We start from the raw sequence: 15,233 nt of genomic DNA, 5'->3' as shown, positions 1-15,233 counted from the left end.
AAAAAATAAAGTCAAAGATCTTATCCATTAATGCTGAAATACTATTAATACCCCTCTTCCATTGAAATTAAAGCAATTTGTATAGCATGATATCCTAAATCAAGTATTGTTACTATATTTAAACCTAACAAACTACCCTAACATCTTATGTTCCTCTCTAAATTGAGATGGAGAAAGACCTTCCTTTTTCTTAAAAATTCTTGTAAAGTATAAAGGATCATTGTATCCTATTTGGTATGCAATTTCATTAATATGTAACTCAGATAATGATAGTAATTCTTTTGCTTTATTTATTCTTTGAGAGGTAATGTAACGGGAAGGTGTTTCAGTGAATGTTTTTTGGAATTCTCTTTTAAAAGAAGATAAACTCAAATCACACATCTTTGCTAATTCTTCTAACGAAACATTATTAAAGGTATGAAGCTCTATTACATTCTTCAATTTTGATTTTCTTGGTGAATATAAATCAGATACAAGCTCTAGCACTGAAGTTACATTTTTTGTTTGCACAAGTAACAACACCAATTCTTTGATTTTTAACTCCAGGAGATCATCATTGACAAGAGAAGGATTGTCAAAATAAAACTCTAGTGAATCAATAAACCTAGCTACAATCGTTTCATCAACAATATGCTTTGTTTCTGGATTCTTAATCTTTTTCTCTATTAATGAGGGTAATTCATTTATATATAATTTTTTTAATACATCAGGGAATAAGTGGAAGGCAATTACATCTACTTCTCCAGCGTTTTCACGGCCAATAAATTCTAAAAAGTAGGTATCGCATTTTAAAAGAATAGCTTCTTTTTGTTTAACCTCAATACTATCATGAGCAGAATGAAGCTTTATTGTCGCATCTTTCATATACAAAAAACAGCCTTCGTTTTGGAAAACGCCCTCTTTAGTATAAGGAACTGATATAGATACTTTCTCTACTAAAGCCCTGCCTTTGTATTTAAAACTTTGTCTCTTTTCTTTTGACATAAAGACAAATTAAGAAAAAAAATCAAGAATATTTAACCGGTTATGAGTGTAACTCCCTCCAAAAAAATAATACTGTAAATCATTCAATCACGTAGTAATTTCAACGTTATTATAATCTTAACATTAAAATAAAACACCCCCTACTTTATCTTCTAAATTAAATCTATACACAAACTCACTTAAGTACCAACAGTATTCATTTATTTCAATTATCAACAGCTGAAAAACGTATTCAAAATATTACATAAACTACTGTTTATCTATCAATTACAAAAACGAATACGTAATTACCAAACGCAATTATATTACATTCAAAATATTTTTAACGTATACACAATCAACACTTTTTTGCTATAAATCATCTACCTTATTTAAGAAAAATTAGACAGTCACATTAGTATTTCTAAGAAGTGTTATTGCGTATTAAATGTTCAATAATATCCCAGTACATCATCTACTCATCATAATTAAAAATGAACATATGATGTAAAACTCCAAACAAATAGTGAACACTACTTATCTAACATGAAATAACATTGCATATATGAAATGTAATTAATACAACTATTTTCCCGACTAAGAAATGAAAAAATTACTCAACACTATTTATTTAAAAGTACTATTCTTGATTTCTTGCACTGCTTTGCAAGGCTTGACTTTACAAGCACAAGATATAGATGTAAACCAAACAGGTTTTTTACCCTCAAGTACTAAACTTGCCCAAGTGCCCAATGGAAGTGGATCTTTCCAAGTGGTAAACACAAACTCTAACGCAGTAGTATTTAATGGTACACTAAGTTCTTCTGTCAATTGGCAAGAAGCACAAGAAGCATTCGCAACTGCAGATTTCTCTGCAGTAGAAACTCCTGGTACTTACAAAATAGTAGCAGGCGGGAATGAATCTCATCCATTTGAAATTGGTCAAAGTGTTTATGATGGTGTTGCTTCAGCATCGCTTAAATTTTACTACTACCAAAGATCATCTACAAGCATTACCTCAGAACATGGAGGAACGTGGGCTAGAGGATTTGGTCACCCAGATACAAATGTACGAGTGCACTCTTCTGCTGGAGGTGGTAGAGCTGTAGGTTCTTCTTTCTCTGCTCCTAAAGGATGGTATGATGCCGGTGATTACGGTAAATATGTAGTGAACTCAGGTATTTCTACTTGGACGTTAATGGCGTTTTATGAAATGTACCCTGAATTTTCAGCAGATTTTGAGGTAAATATTCCTGAAAGTGGCAATAATATGCCCGACATTTTAGATGAAGCAAAATGGAACCTTGACTGGTTATTACAAATGCAAGACCCTGTAGATGGTGGCGTATACCACAAGATGACTACTTTAGGTTTTGAAGGTGAAGTGATGCCTAGTGCTGCAAATCAGCAAAGATATGTAATTGGTAAGGCTACGGCTGCAACGTTCGATTTTGCTGCATTAATGGCACAAGCTGCAAGAGTGTACGCTCCATATGATGCTGCTTATGCACAACAATGCCTTACAGCTGCAGAACGTGCTTGGAACTGGGGTGTAAATAATGACAACATTACTTTTGACAACCCAGGAGATGTACACACAGGAACTTATGGTGATAGAAATTTATCAGATGAGAAAGCGTGGGCTGCCATCGAATTATATATTACAACAAAACAAGATGCCTATTGGTTTGCCTCTGATTTATTAAATCATGGAATGCGTGTTCCTGGTTGGCCAGATGTTGCTCCGCTTGGTTACCTTTCGCTTATTGCAAACAAAGATAACTTAACAGGTGCTGCTAATATCGCAGAAGTTGAATCTCGTGTGATTAATTATGCCAACATGAAAATTGGCGAATTTAATAGCTCTCCATATAAAGTTGTTGAAACATCTTTTAACTGGGGTAATAATGCCAATTTCTTAAATGATGGCATGATTGCTCTTTATGGTTATGAATTAACAGGAAACGGTGATCATTTATCTGTAGCTCAATCTAGTTTAGATTATATTTTAGGTAAGAACCCTGTAGGTATTAGCTATTTCACAGGTTTTGGAGAAAACAGACCAATGCAACCACATCATAGACCGAGTCAGGCAGATGGTATTTTTGAACCTGTACCGGGTATGGTTGTTGGTGGTGCACAAAATGCATCATTACCAGGAGGTGAATGTTTTCACCCAAATTCAAATATTCCTGCTAAACGTTATTTTGATGATTGGTGTAGTTATTCTACTAATGAGGTAACAATTAACTGGAATGCTCCTATGGTATTTGTTGCAAATGGTATATTAGCTATTGGCAATACAGATTGTGAAAACCCTGCCGTTGTAGATGTACTTATTAATGGTGAAAGTTCTATCACTATAGAATTAAATGAGTCGATTACTTTATCTGCTCGTGCATTAAATGAATGTGGAGGAACAGTAAGAGATGCCGTTTTCAATTGGTCATCAAATGCTCCCAATGGTGTTTTCTCAAACACAAGTACATTAACTACAGAAGTGGTTACTTTAACAGTAGACGGTATTAGCACACAAGTCACAATTACAGTTGTTCCAGAAAATGCAACACTTGTGGCAGATGCAGAAAATAATGGTATTACAAAATTAAATACAGAGTGGTTTGCTTTAGATGATAATGGTAATGGCGGTGCTTCTACTATTACTCCTAATGCAACTCCTTTACCAATGACAAGTGGTGGGGCTGTTAGTACTTCAAACAGTGTAGAAGTTTCTTATGTATTAAATGAGGGAACTTTAGAATTCAATCCTTTTGTTGGCTTTGGATTTCCATTATCTGAAGAAGGAACAGGTAGAGAAGATATTGCAAGTTCTACAGGTATCTCTTTTTGGCATAAAGGAGATGCAATGATTGTAAAAGTTCCTACCACTTCTATTACAGATTTTGATTACTACGCTTCTCCAGTTCCTGCTCATGCAGATTGGACAATGGTAGAATTATCATGGAATCAGTTCTCTCAAGCTGGCTGGGGAGATGCCGTTTCTTTTAACGCTACGGATGTAACAAGTATTCAATATGAAGTTCAGGGGCCTACTGGAACTACAGGAACTGTAGCTGTAGATGAAATTAAAATTGAAGGAGTTGTTTTAACTTTAGTTTGTGAAACACCTGAAGTTACTACTGTTGAGATTTCTGAAGGAGATCAATCAATAGTAATTGATCAAACATTCAATTTCTCTGCAATAGTAAAAAATGGTTGTGGTCAATTGATGCAAGATGAAGTAATTACTTGGTCTGCAAATGCACCAAATGGTGTGTATACTGCTACAACATTGGGAGCATCAGATCAGGTTACAGCAACAGTAGGTAATGTAACTGCGGTAGTAGCTATTACTGTAACTCCAAATCAACCTCCTGTTGCCAATGCAGGTAATAATGTTTCTACTAGTCTTATTAATGGTACTGCACAATTAACGGGTAGTGCCACTGACCCAGAAGATGACGCTTTAACTTATAATTGGGCACAAATAGATGGGCCTTCAACTGCAACTATCCTAAATCCTACTTCAGCAATTACTGTAATCAATGATTTAGTATTAGGGACTTACGTATTTGAATTGACAGCTACTGATGCTGCAGGTAATACAAGTACAGACCAAGTAAATGTTGAAGTCAAAGACGTTATCAATATGCTAACGAATGGCGATTTTAGTAATGGTTTTGAAGGTTGGACAACGTATATCAACGCAAGTGCTACTGCAAACCATGATGTTGTAGACAATCAATTACATGCTATGATTAGCAATGGTGGTTCTGACACTTGGCATGTACAATACAATCAAGGAGGTTTAACAATTGAAAATGGTGCAGAGTATAGAATCTCTTTTGATGCTCGTTCGTCAGATAATCGTTCTATCGTTCTTTCTATAGAAAAAAATGGAGAACCTTGGACAGGGTTTTTCAGTGCTCAACCTAGTTTAAATAATAGAACACAACAATTCTCTTACGAGTTTACAATGGAAGAAGCTACCGAAACAAATGGTAGAGTTACTTTCAATGTAGGTAACAGTAATATTGATGTTTTTATAGACAATGTTGTATTAGAAAAACTACCTAAAGCAAATGAAGCTCCTATTGCGAATGCAGGTGCAGATCAAATCTTACAAAACGGAACTACATCAACAACTCTAGGTGGTTCGGTTTCTAGCGATCCAGATAATGGACCGATAGCTTTAACTTATGCTTGGTCTCAAACTGCTGGTCCTGCTGTAACTTTTGATAATACTTCAATTGCACAACCTTCTATTAGTGGTCTTCAAGATGACACTAATTATGAATTCTCTTTAGTAGTTTCTGATGGTGAAGCATCTAGTTCTTCTACTGTTTCTGTAAGCCTTCAAGGTAAATTTACACTTAGAATAGAAGCAGAAGAGTTTAGTACAATGTCAGGTATCCAAGTAGAGCCTACGCAAGATGTAGATGGTGTGAATAATATTGGATGGGTAGACAGTGGTGATTTTATGGAATACAATGTAAACATTCCAGGTGCTGGCCAAGGTAAATTAAGGTTCCGTGTGGCTGCAGATGGTTTTGATAATAAATCGTTTACTGTTTCTGCAAACGGAAGCACTTTGGCAGACGTAACTTTCCAAGCAACAGGTGGATGGCAAAACTGGAAAACAATTTCTGTTGATGCTACTCTCCCATCTGGACAAACTACAATTAGAGTACAAGCTTCTAGTGATGGTTTTAACATGAATTGGTTAGAAATCTCAAATGAAGAAGGTGATGACGATAATGGGGATGCATGTACAGTATGGGAACCTAACACGAATTACCCTGTTGGAACTGTAGTGAGTTACAATGGCAATAATTATACATCAAATAATGAATGGAATGGGACTGCAGGTGCTCCAGATGTAGCTATTTGGGGATGGAACGCAGGAGGTTCTTGCTCTAGTAATGGCAGAACTGCTGCTGTAGAAGCTACAACTTCACTTCAACTTGAAGAAGAATTAAGCCTTTATCCAAACCCTGCTCAACATGAAATAAACTTGAACGGATTAGGAGAAGGACAGTTCCAGGTAGCTATTTATTCTATCTCAGGAAAACTAGAAAATTTCTTATCAATTAATAATGCTCAAGGAGGTCAAAAATTAGCAATTGATAATTTAAAATCTGGTTTATATGTAATACAAATTTCTGGCAACAACTTTACAAAAAGCCTGAAATTCCTTAAGAAATAGTTCTTAATTTCTCAACTACTTATAATTAAAGGCTGTCTTTCTAAAAGGCAGCCTTTTTTATTAAAAAAAGCAAGAACCTACATTCCGTAAATCCCTGCCTTTCTAAAATACTACAATTGTCTTTTACTCTACTATTGTCGCTTTACTCCATGCGTATTTGCTATGCACTTTATCTAAAGGTGTTTTCGCAACATGATTCGTATAATTACTAATCGTTTTTTGTGCTAACCCTAAAATTACTTCTAAAACATTTTTATGGGTATAACCTACAGAATAGAAGGCTTCTAATTCTTCATCAGAAACAAAACCTCTTTCTCTTACCATTGCAAGTGAAAAGTTTCTTAAAGCTTCTAACTTCTCTGTTGGTAAAGGGGTTTGATCTCTTAAAGCCTTAGTTATTTCTGGATCAACTTTCATCATATTAGCAATTGCTGTATGTGCTGGCACACAATAATGGCAATCATTTTCTACATTAATTGCTTGCCATACAACTGTTAATTCGTCCTTATCAAAAGATGTTTTCACAAAAAAATCATGCAACATTAAATAGGCTTCTAGCAACTCCGGAGATTCTGCTAAAGTTGCCGTTAAGTTTGGTAAATACCCGTAAGCTTTTACCTTTTCCTCTAAAAAAGGTTGACTTTCTTTTGGTGCTGATTCTAGTGTGTGGATTGTGAAATTTTCCATGATTGATTTGATTATTAGGTGTCTTTTTGTTTTGTCTTCTACAAATTTCAATAATCAAATGCTTAATCAAATGGACAAAAAGTTCAAGGGTATGGACTTTTGATTAATACAATAATTATGAGGTCCTATTTCAAAACTCTTGAACATTAAAAAAGCCGTTGACCTTAAAAAGATCAACAGCTAATACTATAAATTTAAATAGGTTATTGTTATTTCTTGATTTCGAAATCAGCACCTTCTTTTTTCAATTCGGTGTTTATTTTTCGTAAATCATTAAATCTTTTTATTGTCATTACTCCATCATATGCCTCAGATTGAACTGGACGAGGAGGATATTTTTCATACGTTGATTGTAATTTTGTCATCTCTTTAATAAAAATAGGCAACGTCCAAGTGTTTTCAGTAAATGATGTCATGAACACATCATAACGTTCTTGAGGATCAGACCATAAATCATAGATTGCAGGTGTTGTTGCTGCATATTTTTCAGGGCCAGTCCATCCTAAAGATTGGTTAGGACTATCTGTTGATCCTGCTACAGCACCATTGTCACCTCTTAAATTAAAAGTTGCTTTCCAACGTCCAACTCTTACTGCTCCAGGAGACAATTCTTGTTCTGTGAAGTAGAACCATGTATCTCTTTTAAAGGCATCATTATCACCAGTTAATAAAGGAGTCATATCGTAACTATCAAAAACTGTTGGTTTACCATCTCTATCTTCAGTTGGTACTTCTACACCTGCAAGGTTTGCAAAAGTGGCTAAGTAATCTAACCCTCCAACAATATTGTAATTATCTGCACCCGGCTCTATTACTCCTTTCCACATTGCGTAAGCTGGCACTCTAGAACCCGCTTCTCTATCTGTTCCTTTAGTTCCTCTAAAAGGAGTGTAACCTGCATCTGGGTAAACATCTTGCCACGCACCATTATCTACAGTAAATAAGATTAATGTATTTTCTGATATTCCTAAACGCTCAACTTCATCTAAAATTTGACCTACGTGATGATCTAATTCACAAACAGCATCTGCATATTTAGTTTTTGCAGCAGATTTACCTACAAAATCTTTACCTGGTATATTTGGTTGATGATTTTTCGCAAAGTTTACACTCATAAAGAATGGCTTATCTTTGTCTTTAGCATAAGTATCTAATTGTTTGATCACATTATCTGTCATCATTACATCTAATTCAGGTAAATTTTCTTCTGTTACCTTAGAGATTTCTCTAACAGGTTGCCCTGCTTCACCCTCTAAAATACCTGTAGTTGCTTTTTTATAGAACGCTATTTGTTCGTCCGTCATACCTGGGTGGAACGACTTCATTGTATAAGTATACGCATTTAAGTGATAAAGAATTACACTTTCCATTTTATCGTAACCATGTGCCGTAGGCATTGCATAATCAGACTCACCTAAGTGCCATTTACCTGCAAAGTAAGTGTTATAACCACCACTTTTAAGCACATCGGCTATTGTTATTTCTCCATGAGCTAAACCACCGCCTTGCCCCTGAAAAGCAACTGTTGTCATACCCGATCGGTTTGGAATTCTACCTGTTTGCATTGCTGCTCTACCCGGTGTACAAGATGGCTGACCGTAAAAATCCCAGAATTGCATTCCTTCTTGGTCCATTCTATCAAAGTTAGGAGTAGCCATTCCTCTACCTTCGCCACCGCCATAAGATCCGAAATCGCCCCAACCTGTATCGTCAGAAACAATCATGATAATATTTGGCTTACTTCCTTTTAATTTTTTAGTTGCTTTATTTTGTCCGAAGGCTGATAAGCCAACTAATACTGCTAATAATGTGAATAGATTTGTTTTCATAATCAAAGTGTTTTTTTTGTTGATAGCTAGTTTAACGGTAGTTCTTTTTAACAGATTTTTATAAAACAACATTTGACTTACGAAAAAGAACATCTTAGTAAAAAGCCACATTCTCTCTATATATCAAATTGATTGCCTTGCAACCTAAATTATATGTACTTAGTAAGTGATACAAAATACAATTCTATTAAATTTGATAAGCATAGAACTTCTATCAAGAAAAAATACCTAAATCAAATAAACTACTAAGCACTTGAGTACAACTAGAAATAGAGGAAAACAATCTAATGATGATACACTCTTCTCAACAAAATGGATTGACGTTATTAAAGAAGCCACCGATGATCTTTGCTATTTACTTACAAGAGGTTATCCTGAGAGTTCTACACTACAATTAGTGGGGCATAAATACAGATTAAATAAAAGGCAGCATGATGCCCTCTCTAGAATTAGTTGTAATCATAATAAAGTAACTGATCGTTCGACAACAGAAATTGAGTGTGCTGACTTAAAAGGGAAAGCAATAGAAATAGATGGTTTTAATCTATTGATTTTATTAGAAAATGCTTTGTCGGGTGCTTATATTTTTAAAGCTAGAGATGGTTTATATAGAGATATTTCTAGTGTACATGGTACTTATAAACGAGTTACAAAAACCGAAGAGGCATTGTGCTTAATAGGTAATGTATTAAATGAGTTGAATATTAGTACTGTAAAATGGTATTTTGATCAACCAGTTTCTAATAGTGGTTCTTTAAAAACAAGGTTATTAGAATTAAGTAAAACGTATAATTTCCCATGGGAAGTTGAACTTGTTTTTGACCCTGATAAAGTACTTGCTAAAAGTGAACACATTGTAGTTTCATCAGATGGTTGGATTATTGACAACGCTAATAAATGGTCTAACCTTGGGGCATTTATTATTGAAAACTATATAAAAGAGGCAAATACAATTACTGTATAAGCTACAATTGAAAAACTCATTTAGGTTCACATCACATTAATAAAAAATAAAGTCGTTGATTTCAACATTAACGGCTTTCTACTTCTAACCTATTAACGATATCAAGTAAAAACCAATTTATCTTTTCTTAGTAAAGAATTTATGGTAACTTTTATAAATGCTTTTCTTCTACAAGAATAAGAATAGCATAACCCGAAATCATCTATCCATTAACCCAAGAAAAATGTCATCAGAAATTAATAAAAACAAGTGGCCAGTCTTAAACTTTAACGAGATGAAAGACACTCTTGCTACCCTTCATCAATGGATTCAGATTGTTGGTAAAATAAGATTAAAAACTATGCCTTGGCAAAACCATTCATGGCATACCACTTTATATATTTCCTCTCATGGATATACTACCCAAAGTATTCCATATCAAGGTAAGGTTTTTCAAATTGATTTTGACTTTGAACAAAATAAGCTGTTTATTGAATGTACAGGTAAAACAACGGTGAGTATAGCATTAAAACCTATGACAGTAGCTAAATTTTATACGCTATTATTTGATGAATTAGATAACTTAGGGATTGATGTAACCATACATGGTAGCCCAAACGAATTAGAGGTGGCCATTCCATTTAAAGAAAACACTACAAATAAATCTTACGATCCTAAAGTAGCAAATGATCTATGGAAAGCTATGGTAAAAGTAAATAGTGTTTTTGCTGATTTTAGAAGTGATTTTATAGGAAAATGTAGTCCTGTACACTTATTCTGGGGTGCATTTGATTTAGCTGTAACTCGTTTCTCTGGTAAAGATGCTCCATTACACCAAGGTCAGATGCCAAACATGCCTCAAAAAGTTATGCAAGAAGCCTATTCGAAAGAAGTAAGTAGTGCTGGTTTTTGGCCTGGATCTGAGGGATTTCCTTCTCCTGCATTTTATGCCTATGCTTACCCTAGTGCACCAACATTTGGAGAACAAAAAGTTTTACCAAGTGACGCTTTTTATAGTACAGAAATGGGAGAATTTTTCTTAAAATATGAAGATGTTATAAAAGCTGAGAACCCAGAAGAAATGCTTTATTCCTTTTTACAGACAACTTATGAAGCTGCAGCAAACACTGCAAATTGGGAAAGGAATGAATTAGAAAGAACAAAATTTAATAAATAAGAATTTCAGTCAGATTTTTTATAAATATCCTTATGGATGAATTACTAAATTATATTCAATCACTTAATGATTTTTCGACTAAAAGTTGGGAAGAATTACAAAGTGCTTTAACCCTTAAAACATATGCTAAAAATGACATGCTGCTTAAAGAAGGAGAAGTATGTAATGCTCTTTTTTACATTGTAGATGGCTTTTGTAAAAGCTATTACGAAGTAGATGGTGTAGTAAAAAACACAGGCTTTTTTTTCGAAAATGAAATTGCGACAAACGTAAATAGTTTTGGAACAGGCGAAAAATCTAAATTCAATATCAGTGCATGTAGTTCTTTATCAACTATAGTATTTGATAAAAAGCTTCTATTTGAACTGGCTAAAGAAAATAAAGAAATTGAAGATCTTGGTAGAAACTGTTTAAGAGTTTTTGCCACAAAACAAGAAGAATTTTTAAATCTATTTAGTCTTTATAGCCCTCAAGAAAGATTAGAATACATAGAAAAAAATTACCCAAACCTTATACTCAGGGTCTCTTTATCTCAACTTTCCTCTTTTATAGGTGTCTCTAGAGAAACGCTTAGCAGAATACGAAAAAGAAGAATGGAATCGTAGATTGTGACGTTTGTCACAGGTTGACTTCATTTATACTAGTGATATTTGCAGTATTAATTCAGTATAAAACAAAACTGTTTTATGAACATATCAATTATAAAATACTATATAAATGGAAAAGATTAATTTAGAAAACAACGTAATAACTTGGTTTGAAATTGCAGTTCAAAACCTTGACAGAGCACAACAATTCTACGAATCAATCTTAGAAATTTCTATGATTAAAAGAGTTGATGGAGAAGAAGAGGCGGCGTTCTTTCCATTCGATCCAAAGGTTCCTCAAGCAAAATCAAATAGAGTAACAGGAGTTTTATCTCAATCTAAAAAGAATAAGCCTTCTACAAATGGAACAATGGTTTATATAAATGCAAACCCGAATATTCAGAACGTACTCCATAAGGTAGAAAAATGTGGAGGTAAGATTGAACTTGGTAAAACGAAGATAGAAACTGGTTCTAAAGATGTTGATGCTGGATATATTGCAATTATTATTGATTCTGAAGGCAATAGAGTCGGGTTATTCTCTGTAGAATAAAACACGTTTATTTAAACTACGTCTAAAATATTTACTTAAATAGCTTCTAAGTACATGACAAAAAAAAGCTAATCAGATAAAATGTTTAATTTTGAGTTACCACACAAAAAATTGAACTAAACCTGATTAGCATGAACGAATATACACCATTATTTGATATTTTATCAAAAACATTAACGCTTAATAAGGCAAGGTTAACTTGTCTTTGTTGCTTAATTCTAAGCCTTTTGAAAGTACAGACTGTTAATTTTAATAGATTATCACAAGGATTTTCATCCTCTGCAAAACTTGAATCTAAGCTTCGAAGAATTCAACGTTTTTTCTCAGAATTTGAACTAGATGAAACTCTATTTTCAAAGCTTTTATTAGAGATGTTACCAATTCAAGGCCCATTACGATTATCGTTAGATCGTACAAATTGGAAATTTGGACAACTGAATATCAATATTTTGTATTTAAGTGTGATTTATCATGGTGTAGGTCTTCCAATTTTGTGGACCATCTTAGGTGATAAAAGAGGAAATTCTAGTGAAGCTGAAAGGATAGAACTTTTTGATAGATTTCATCTTCTTTTTGATCTATCATGTATTGAGTATATTACTGCTGATAGAGAATTTATTGGTGGCAGATGGTGGGATTATTTAATAGCTCATCAAATACCTTTTTTTATTCGATTTAGAGATAACTTTGATATTACATTAAAAGGGAAAAGAGTAATTAAAGGGCATTGGATTTTAAGATCCCAAAAGTTGAATACACCTTATTTCCACCCTTCAATTGTTAGTATCAACAATACCCTTGTGTATTTTTCAGGTATGAAATATTATGAGAAAGGAGTACTTAAATTTTTAATGATTGCATCCTACAATAAAACAGATCAAAGTTTTGAAATGTACAAGAATAGATGGCAAATCGAAACAATGTTCAAAGCATTTAAATCTTCAGGATTTAATTTGGAAGATACCCATTTAATTCACTACAGCAGGATCAATAAACTACTATATATCATTGCTTTATCATTTGTATGGTCTTATAATATGGGCATTTATCTCCATCAAAAGGTGAAAGAAATACGAGTTTTAAAACATGGTAGAAGAGCTAAAAGTTTTTTCAAATATGGCTTAGAATATATTTCAAATGAATTGATGAAGAAGGATACTAATGATTATAATTTTGTAGCTAATCGATTTTTGTCATGTACTTAGAAATAGCTTGGATAGAAAAGAGTATAGCCTCCTTTTTATCTAAGCTATTTTTTTTGATCAAAAACTAACAGAGTTGCCAAACCCTATTGTAAAGCATTAATTAAAGTGCCAATATAAGTTAACATGATAGGGATTCTTTTACCTGTTTTCACTTCTCTTAGTGAAACGAATAATGAATCAAAAATTTAAAAAATATCATGAAAAAATTTATTTTATCTCTCGCCTTATCCATATTAATGTTAATTGTTGGTGTAAAATATTCTAATGCTCAAGTTGCTGGAGATAACCTAGACTACTTTAATGCACAACGCCAACCTGTACAAACAACTGTAGAAGTTATTGACTTTACTGATAAGACTGATTATGAACTTGCAGAATACCTTTCTAAAATTGATAGAGATACTGTTCCTTCAGAGGTTCTAGAACAATATGCTGCCGTAGTAGAAAACAATAGAAAAATTGCTCCAGAATATGTGGCAATGATGGAAATACAAGCAAAATTGAGAGGAGTAGATGTTGTTCAATTATTTGCTGAAGCAAGCTATGTTGATGTAGAAGTTTCTGAATATGGGAAAATAAAAATTAAGCAAGCATTAAAAGGTTGCACATCAATGGCTTTTAATAATGGTATTGTTGGTCAGAACAACGATATGGGTATTGATTTTCTAGAAGGTGCTCCTACTGTGATGATTAGAACCAAAAATTCTTTATTTATTCCTACAGATGGAGCTCACTTTCAAGGAATGGGCGAACATGTAGGCATTGTTCTTAATACAATCATAGATTTGGAATCAGGTACTACTCTAGGGAAAGATAATATTGTCTCTACCGATGCGGTTTTTGCCATGGCTGTACAATGTAAATCGGCTGATGAATTCTTAGAAAAAATAAAAGGCTTTGGAACGCCATCACCTATTAATTTTACGATTGCTGATGACCAAGGTAATCACTATGCTGTCCGACTTTTTGAAGACCGTATGGAAGTAGCTAATCACGATGATAGAGGTAGCTATAGTGCAAACCACACGCAAGCTACTAAAGATGCAATACTAAAGAAATTTGATATCTACACTGCTAACAGTTATACATCAAATACTTTTGCAAGAGAAGAAGCTGCTCGTTCTTTCTTAAAATATTCACCTGAATTAACTGTAGGAGCAATGCAACATGTGTTTAGTGTTCGCCCTATCAATATTTCTAAAGATGCTCCCGAATCCACATTTGTAACAGTACAAACAATGATTTTTGATGTAGCAAATGGTGTTGCTTATATCACTCCAGACAATCCTCGATTTGTAGAGTATACTAAAATCGAGTTAAATACAAATACAAATAGTAAGTAGTTCCATTAATAAATAGATCTAACAAATATAAAAATGAAAAAGTTATATAAATCAATTGCAATTGCAATGTTATCGATAGTATCATTTACAGTTACAGCTCAAGATACAACTCCTGAAATTGATAATGCTAAACCAACCAACCTTTATACATCTGTGATGGCAGAGGGTGAGTTATCTGATAATGGTGCTGGTATGAGATTTTCAATTGATAAAGCATCAGCAGATGGTAGAACAATGATTGTTGGTGAATTACCTGTTATGTATGACAACAATACAGGCAAGGTAAATATAGAAAATGCTCGATTAAGAGTATTCCATGTGGTGAACAAGCAATATGATAAAGTAATGGGTACTTGGGGTGCTAGTGTAGATGTTATTGCACCTGGTGGAACCGATGATATGTGGATGATTAGTCCTGGTGTACTTCTTGGAGTTATGGCATGGGAAAAAGTGCAATTCTTTCCAATCATTTCTTATCAGTATAGATCTAATTTTAAAGGAGCTGTACAACACGGTATGAGTTTTCAAGTGGTAACTCCTATTCAAATAAACGATAAGTTTTTCATTAGAGCTACCCCAGCAATTCAGCTTCCTGACTTTAGAAATTCTGGTACAGACCTTTCTTTTGAGTTAGGATCGTATGTCACAATTAGTAAAAACTTACAGTGGACTACCACTGTGACAACGTCACAAAACTATGGTAATACTGTTAGAACTGGTATATCCATCTTCTTGTAAAA

General features: G+C 33.7%; 11 protein-coding genes. 8 read left to right on the top strand and 3 right to left on the bottom strand.

Translation table 11 applies throughout. From position 1 onward, the window contains the following. Window positions 1-132 precede the first annotated feature (132 nt). The gene (locus KM029_RS25460; protein ID WP_144077225.1) at window positions 133-984 is read right to left on the bottom strand and encodes a helix-turn-helix transcriptional regulator; all 852 of its coding nucleotides are present in this window, start codon (window positions 982-984) and stop codon (window positions 133-135) included. Between the two features lie 583 nt (window positions 985-1,567). On the opposite strand from KM029_RS25460, the gene KM029_RS25455 reads away from it, so the two are divergent. Continuing rightward, the gene (locus KM029_RS25455) at window positions 1,568-6,169 is read left to right on the top strand and encodes a glycoside hydrolase family 9 protein (RefSeq protein WP_144077224.1); all 4,602 of its coding nucleotides are present in this window, start codon (window positions 1,568-1,570) and stop codon (window positions 6,167-6,169) included. 123 nt (window positions 6,170-6,292) lie between these two features. On the opposite strand, the gene KM029_RS25450 is transcribed toward KM029_RS25455, so the two are convergent. Then, complete coding sequence (locus tag KM029_RS25450) at window positions 6,293-6,856, bottom strand: carboxymuconolactone decarboxylase family protein (protein WP_144077223.1); 564 nt, start codon at window positions 6,854-6,856, stop codon at window positions 6,293-6,295. Between the two features lie 209 nt (window positions 6,857-7,065). Next, window positions 7,066-8,685 (bottom strand): arylsulfatase, encoded by a 1,620-nt coding sequence (locus KM029_RS25445; protein ID WP_144077222.1) that lies wholly within the window; start codon window positions 8,683-8,685, stop codon window positions 7,066-7,068. A gap of 253 nt (window positions 8,686-8,938) precedes the next feature. Here KM029_RS25445 and KM029_RS25440 point away from each other — a divergent pair, with 253 nt between their 5' ends. From KM029_RS25440 to KM029_RS25410, 7 genes are all read left to right on the top strand, one after another. Then, window positions 8,939-9,649, top strand: a complete 711-nt coding sequence (locus KM029_RS25440; protein WP_144077221.1) for a DUF434 domain-containing protein — start codon at window positions 8,939-8,941, stop codon at window positions 9,647-9,649. Window positions 9,650-9,872: 223 nt separating this feature from the next. Continuing rightward, on the top strand, window positions 9,873-10,805 hold the full coding sequence (locus KM029_RS25435; RefSeq protein ID WP_144077220.1) for a DUF5996 family protein: 933 nt from the start codon (window positions 9,873-9,875) through the stop codon (window positions 10,803-10,805). A gap of 32 nt (window positions 10,806-10,837) precedes the next feature. Beyond that, window positions 10,838-11,410, top strand: coding sequence for a Crp/Fnr family transcriptional regulator (locus tag KM029_RS25430; RefSeq protein WP_144077219.1), 573 nt, complete (start codon window positions 10,838-10,840; stop codon window positions 11,408-11,410). Between the two features lie 112 nt (window positions 11,411-11,522). After that, window positions 11,523-11,945 (top strand): VOC family protein, encoded by a 423-nt coding sequence (locus tag KM029_RS25425; RefSeq protein WP_144077218.1) that lies wholly within the window; start codon window positions 11,523-11,525, stop codon window positions 11,943-11,945. 131 nt (window positions 11,946-12,076) lie between these two features. Continuing rightward, window positions 12,077-13,150 carry an IS4 family transposase gene (locus tag KM029_RS25420; protein WP_144077217.1) on the top strand — a complete coding sequence of 358 codons (1,074 nt, stop codon included), beginning with the start codon at window positions 12,077-12,079 and terminating at the stop codon, window positions 13,148-13,150. Window positions 13,151-13,347: 197 nt separating this feature from the next. Then, a complete protein-coding gene (locus KM029_RS25415) occupies window positions 13,348-14,493 on the top strand; it encodes a C45 family peptidase (RefSeq protein ID WP_144077216.1) in 1,146 nt (381 codons plus the stop codon). 33 nt (window positions 14,494-14,526) lie between these two features. After that, entirely contained in the window at window positions 14,527-15,231 is a 705-nt protein-coding gene (locus KM029_RS25410) for a hypothetical protein (RefSeq protein ID WP_144077215.1), read from the top strand. Window positions 15,232-15,233: the final 2 nt, after the last annotated feature.

The organism is Flammeovirga kamogawensis (assembly GCF_018736065.1).
Classification (GTDB): Bacteria; Bacteroidota; Bacteroidia; order Cytophagales; family Flammeovirgaceae; genus Flammeovirga; species Flammeovirga kamogawensis.
This window is presented reverse-complemented; position numbering and strand designations above follow the sequence as displayed.

Excerpts from the sequence above, each read along its gene's own strand:
- KM029_RS25460 (WP_144077225.1), bottom strand. The coding sequence starts at position 984 with ATGTCAAAAGAAAAGAGACAAAGTTTTAAATACAAAGGCAGGGCTTTA.
- KM029_RS25455 (WP_144077224.1), top strand. The coding sequence starts at position 1,568 with ATGAAAAAATTACTCAACACTATTTATTTAAAAGTACTATTCTTGATT.
- KM029_RS25450 (WP_144077223.1), bottom strand. The coding sequence starts at position 6,856 with ATGGAAAATTTCACAATCCACACACTAGAATCAGCACCAAAAGAAAGT.
- KM029_RS25445 (WP_144077222.1), bottom strand. The coding sequence starts at position 8,685 with ATGAAAACAAATCTATTCACATTATTAGCAGTATTAGTTGGCTTATCA.
- KM029_RS25435 (WP_144077220.1), top strand. The coding sequence starts at position 9,873 with ATGTCATCAGAAATTAATAAAAACAAGTGGCCAGTCTTAAACTTTAAC.
- KM029_RS25430 (WP_144077219.1), top strand. The coding sequence starts at position 10,838 with ATGGATGAATTACTAAATTATATTCAATCACTTAATGATTTTTCGACT.
- KM029_RS25425 (WP_144077218.1), top strand. The coding sequence starts at position 11,523 with ATGGAAAAGATTAATTTAGAAAACAACGTAATAACTTGGTTTGAAATT.
- KM029_RS25420 (WP_144077217.1), top strand. The coding sequence starts at position 12,077 with ATGAACGAATATACACCATTATTTGATATTTTATCAAAAACATTAACG.
- KM029_RS25415 (WP_144077216.1), top strand. The coding sequence starts at position 13,348 with ATGAAAAAATTTATTTTATCTCTCGCCTTATCCATATTAATGTTAATT.
- KM029_RS25410 (WP_144077215.1), top strand. The coding sequence starts at position 14,527 with ATGAAAAAGTTATATAAATCAATTGCAATTGCAATGTTATCGATAGTA.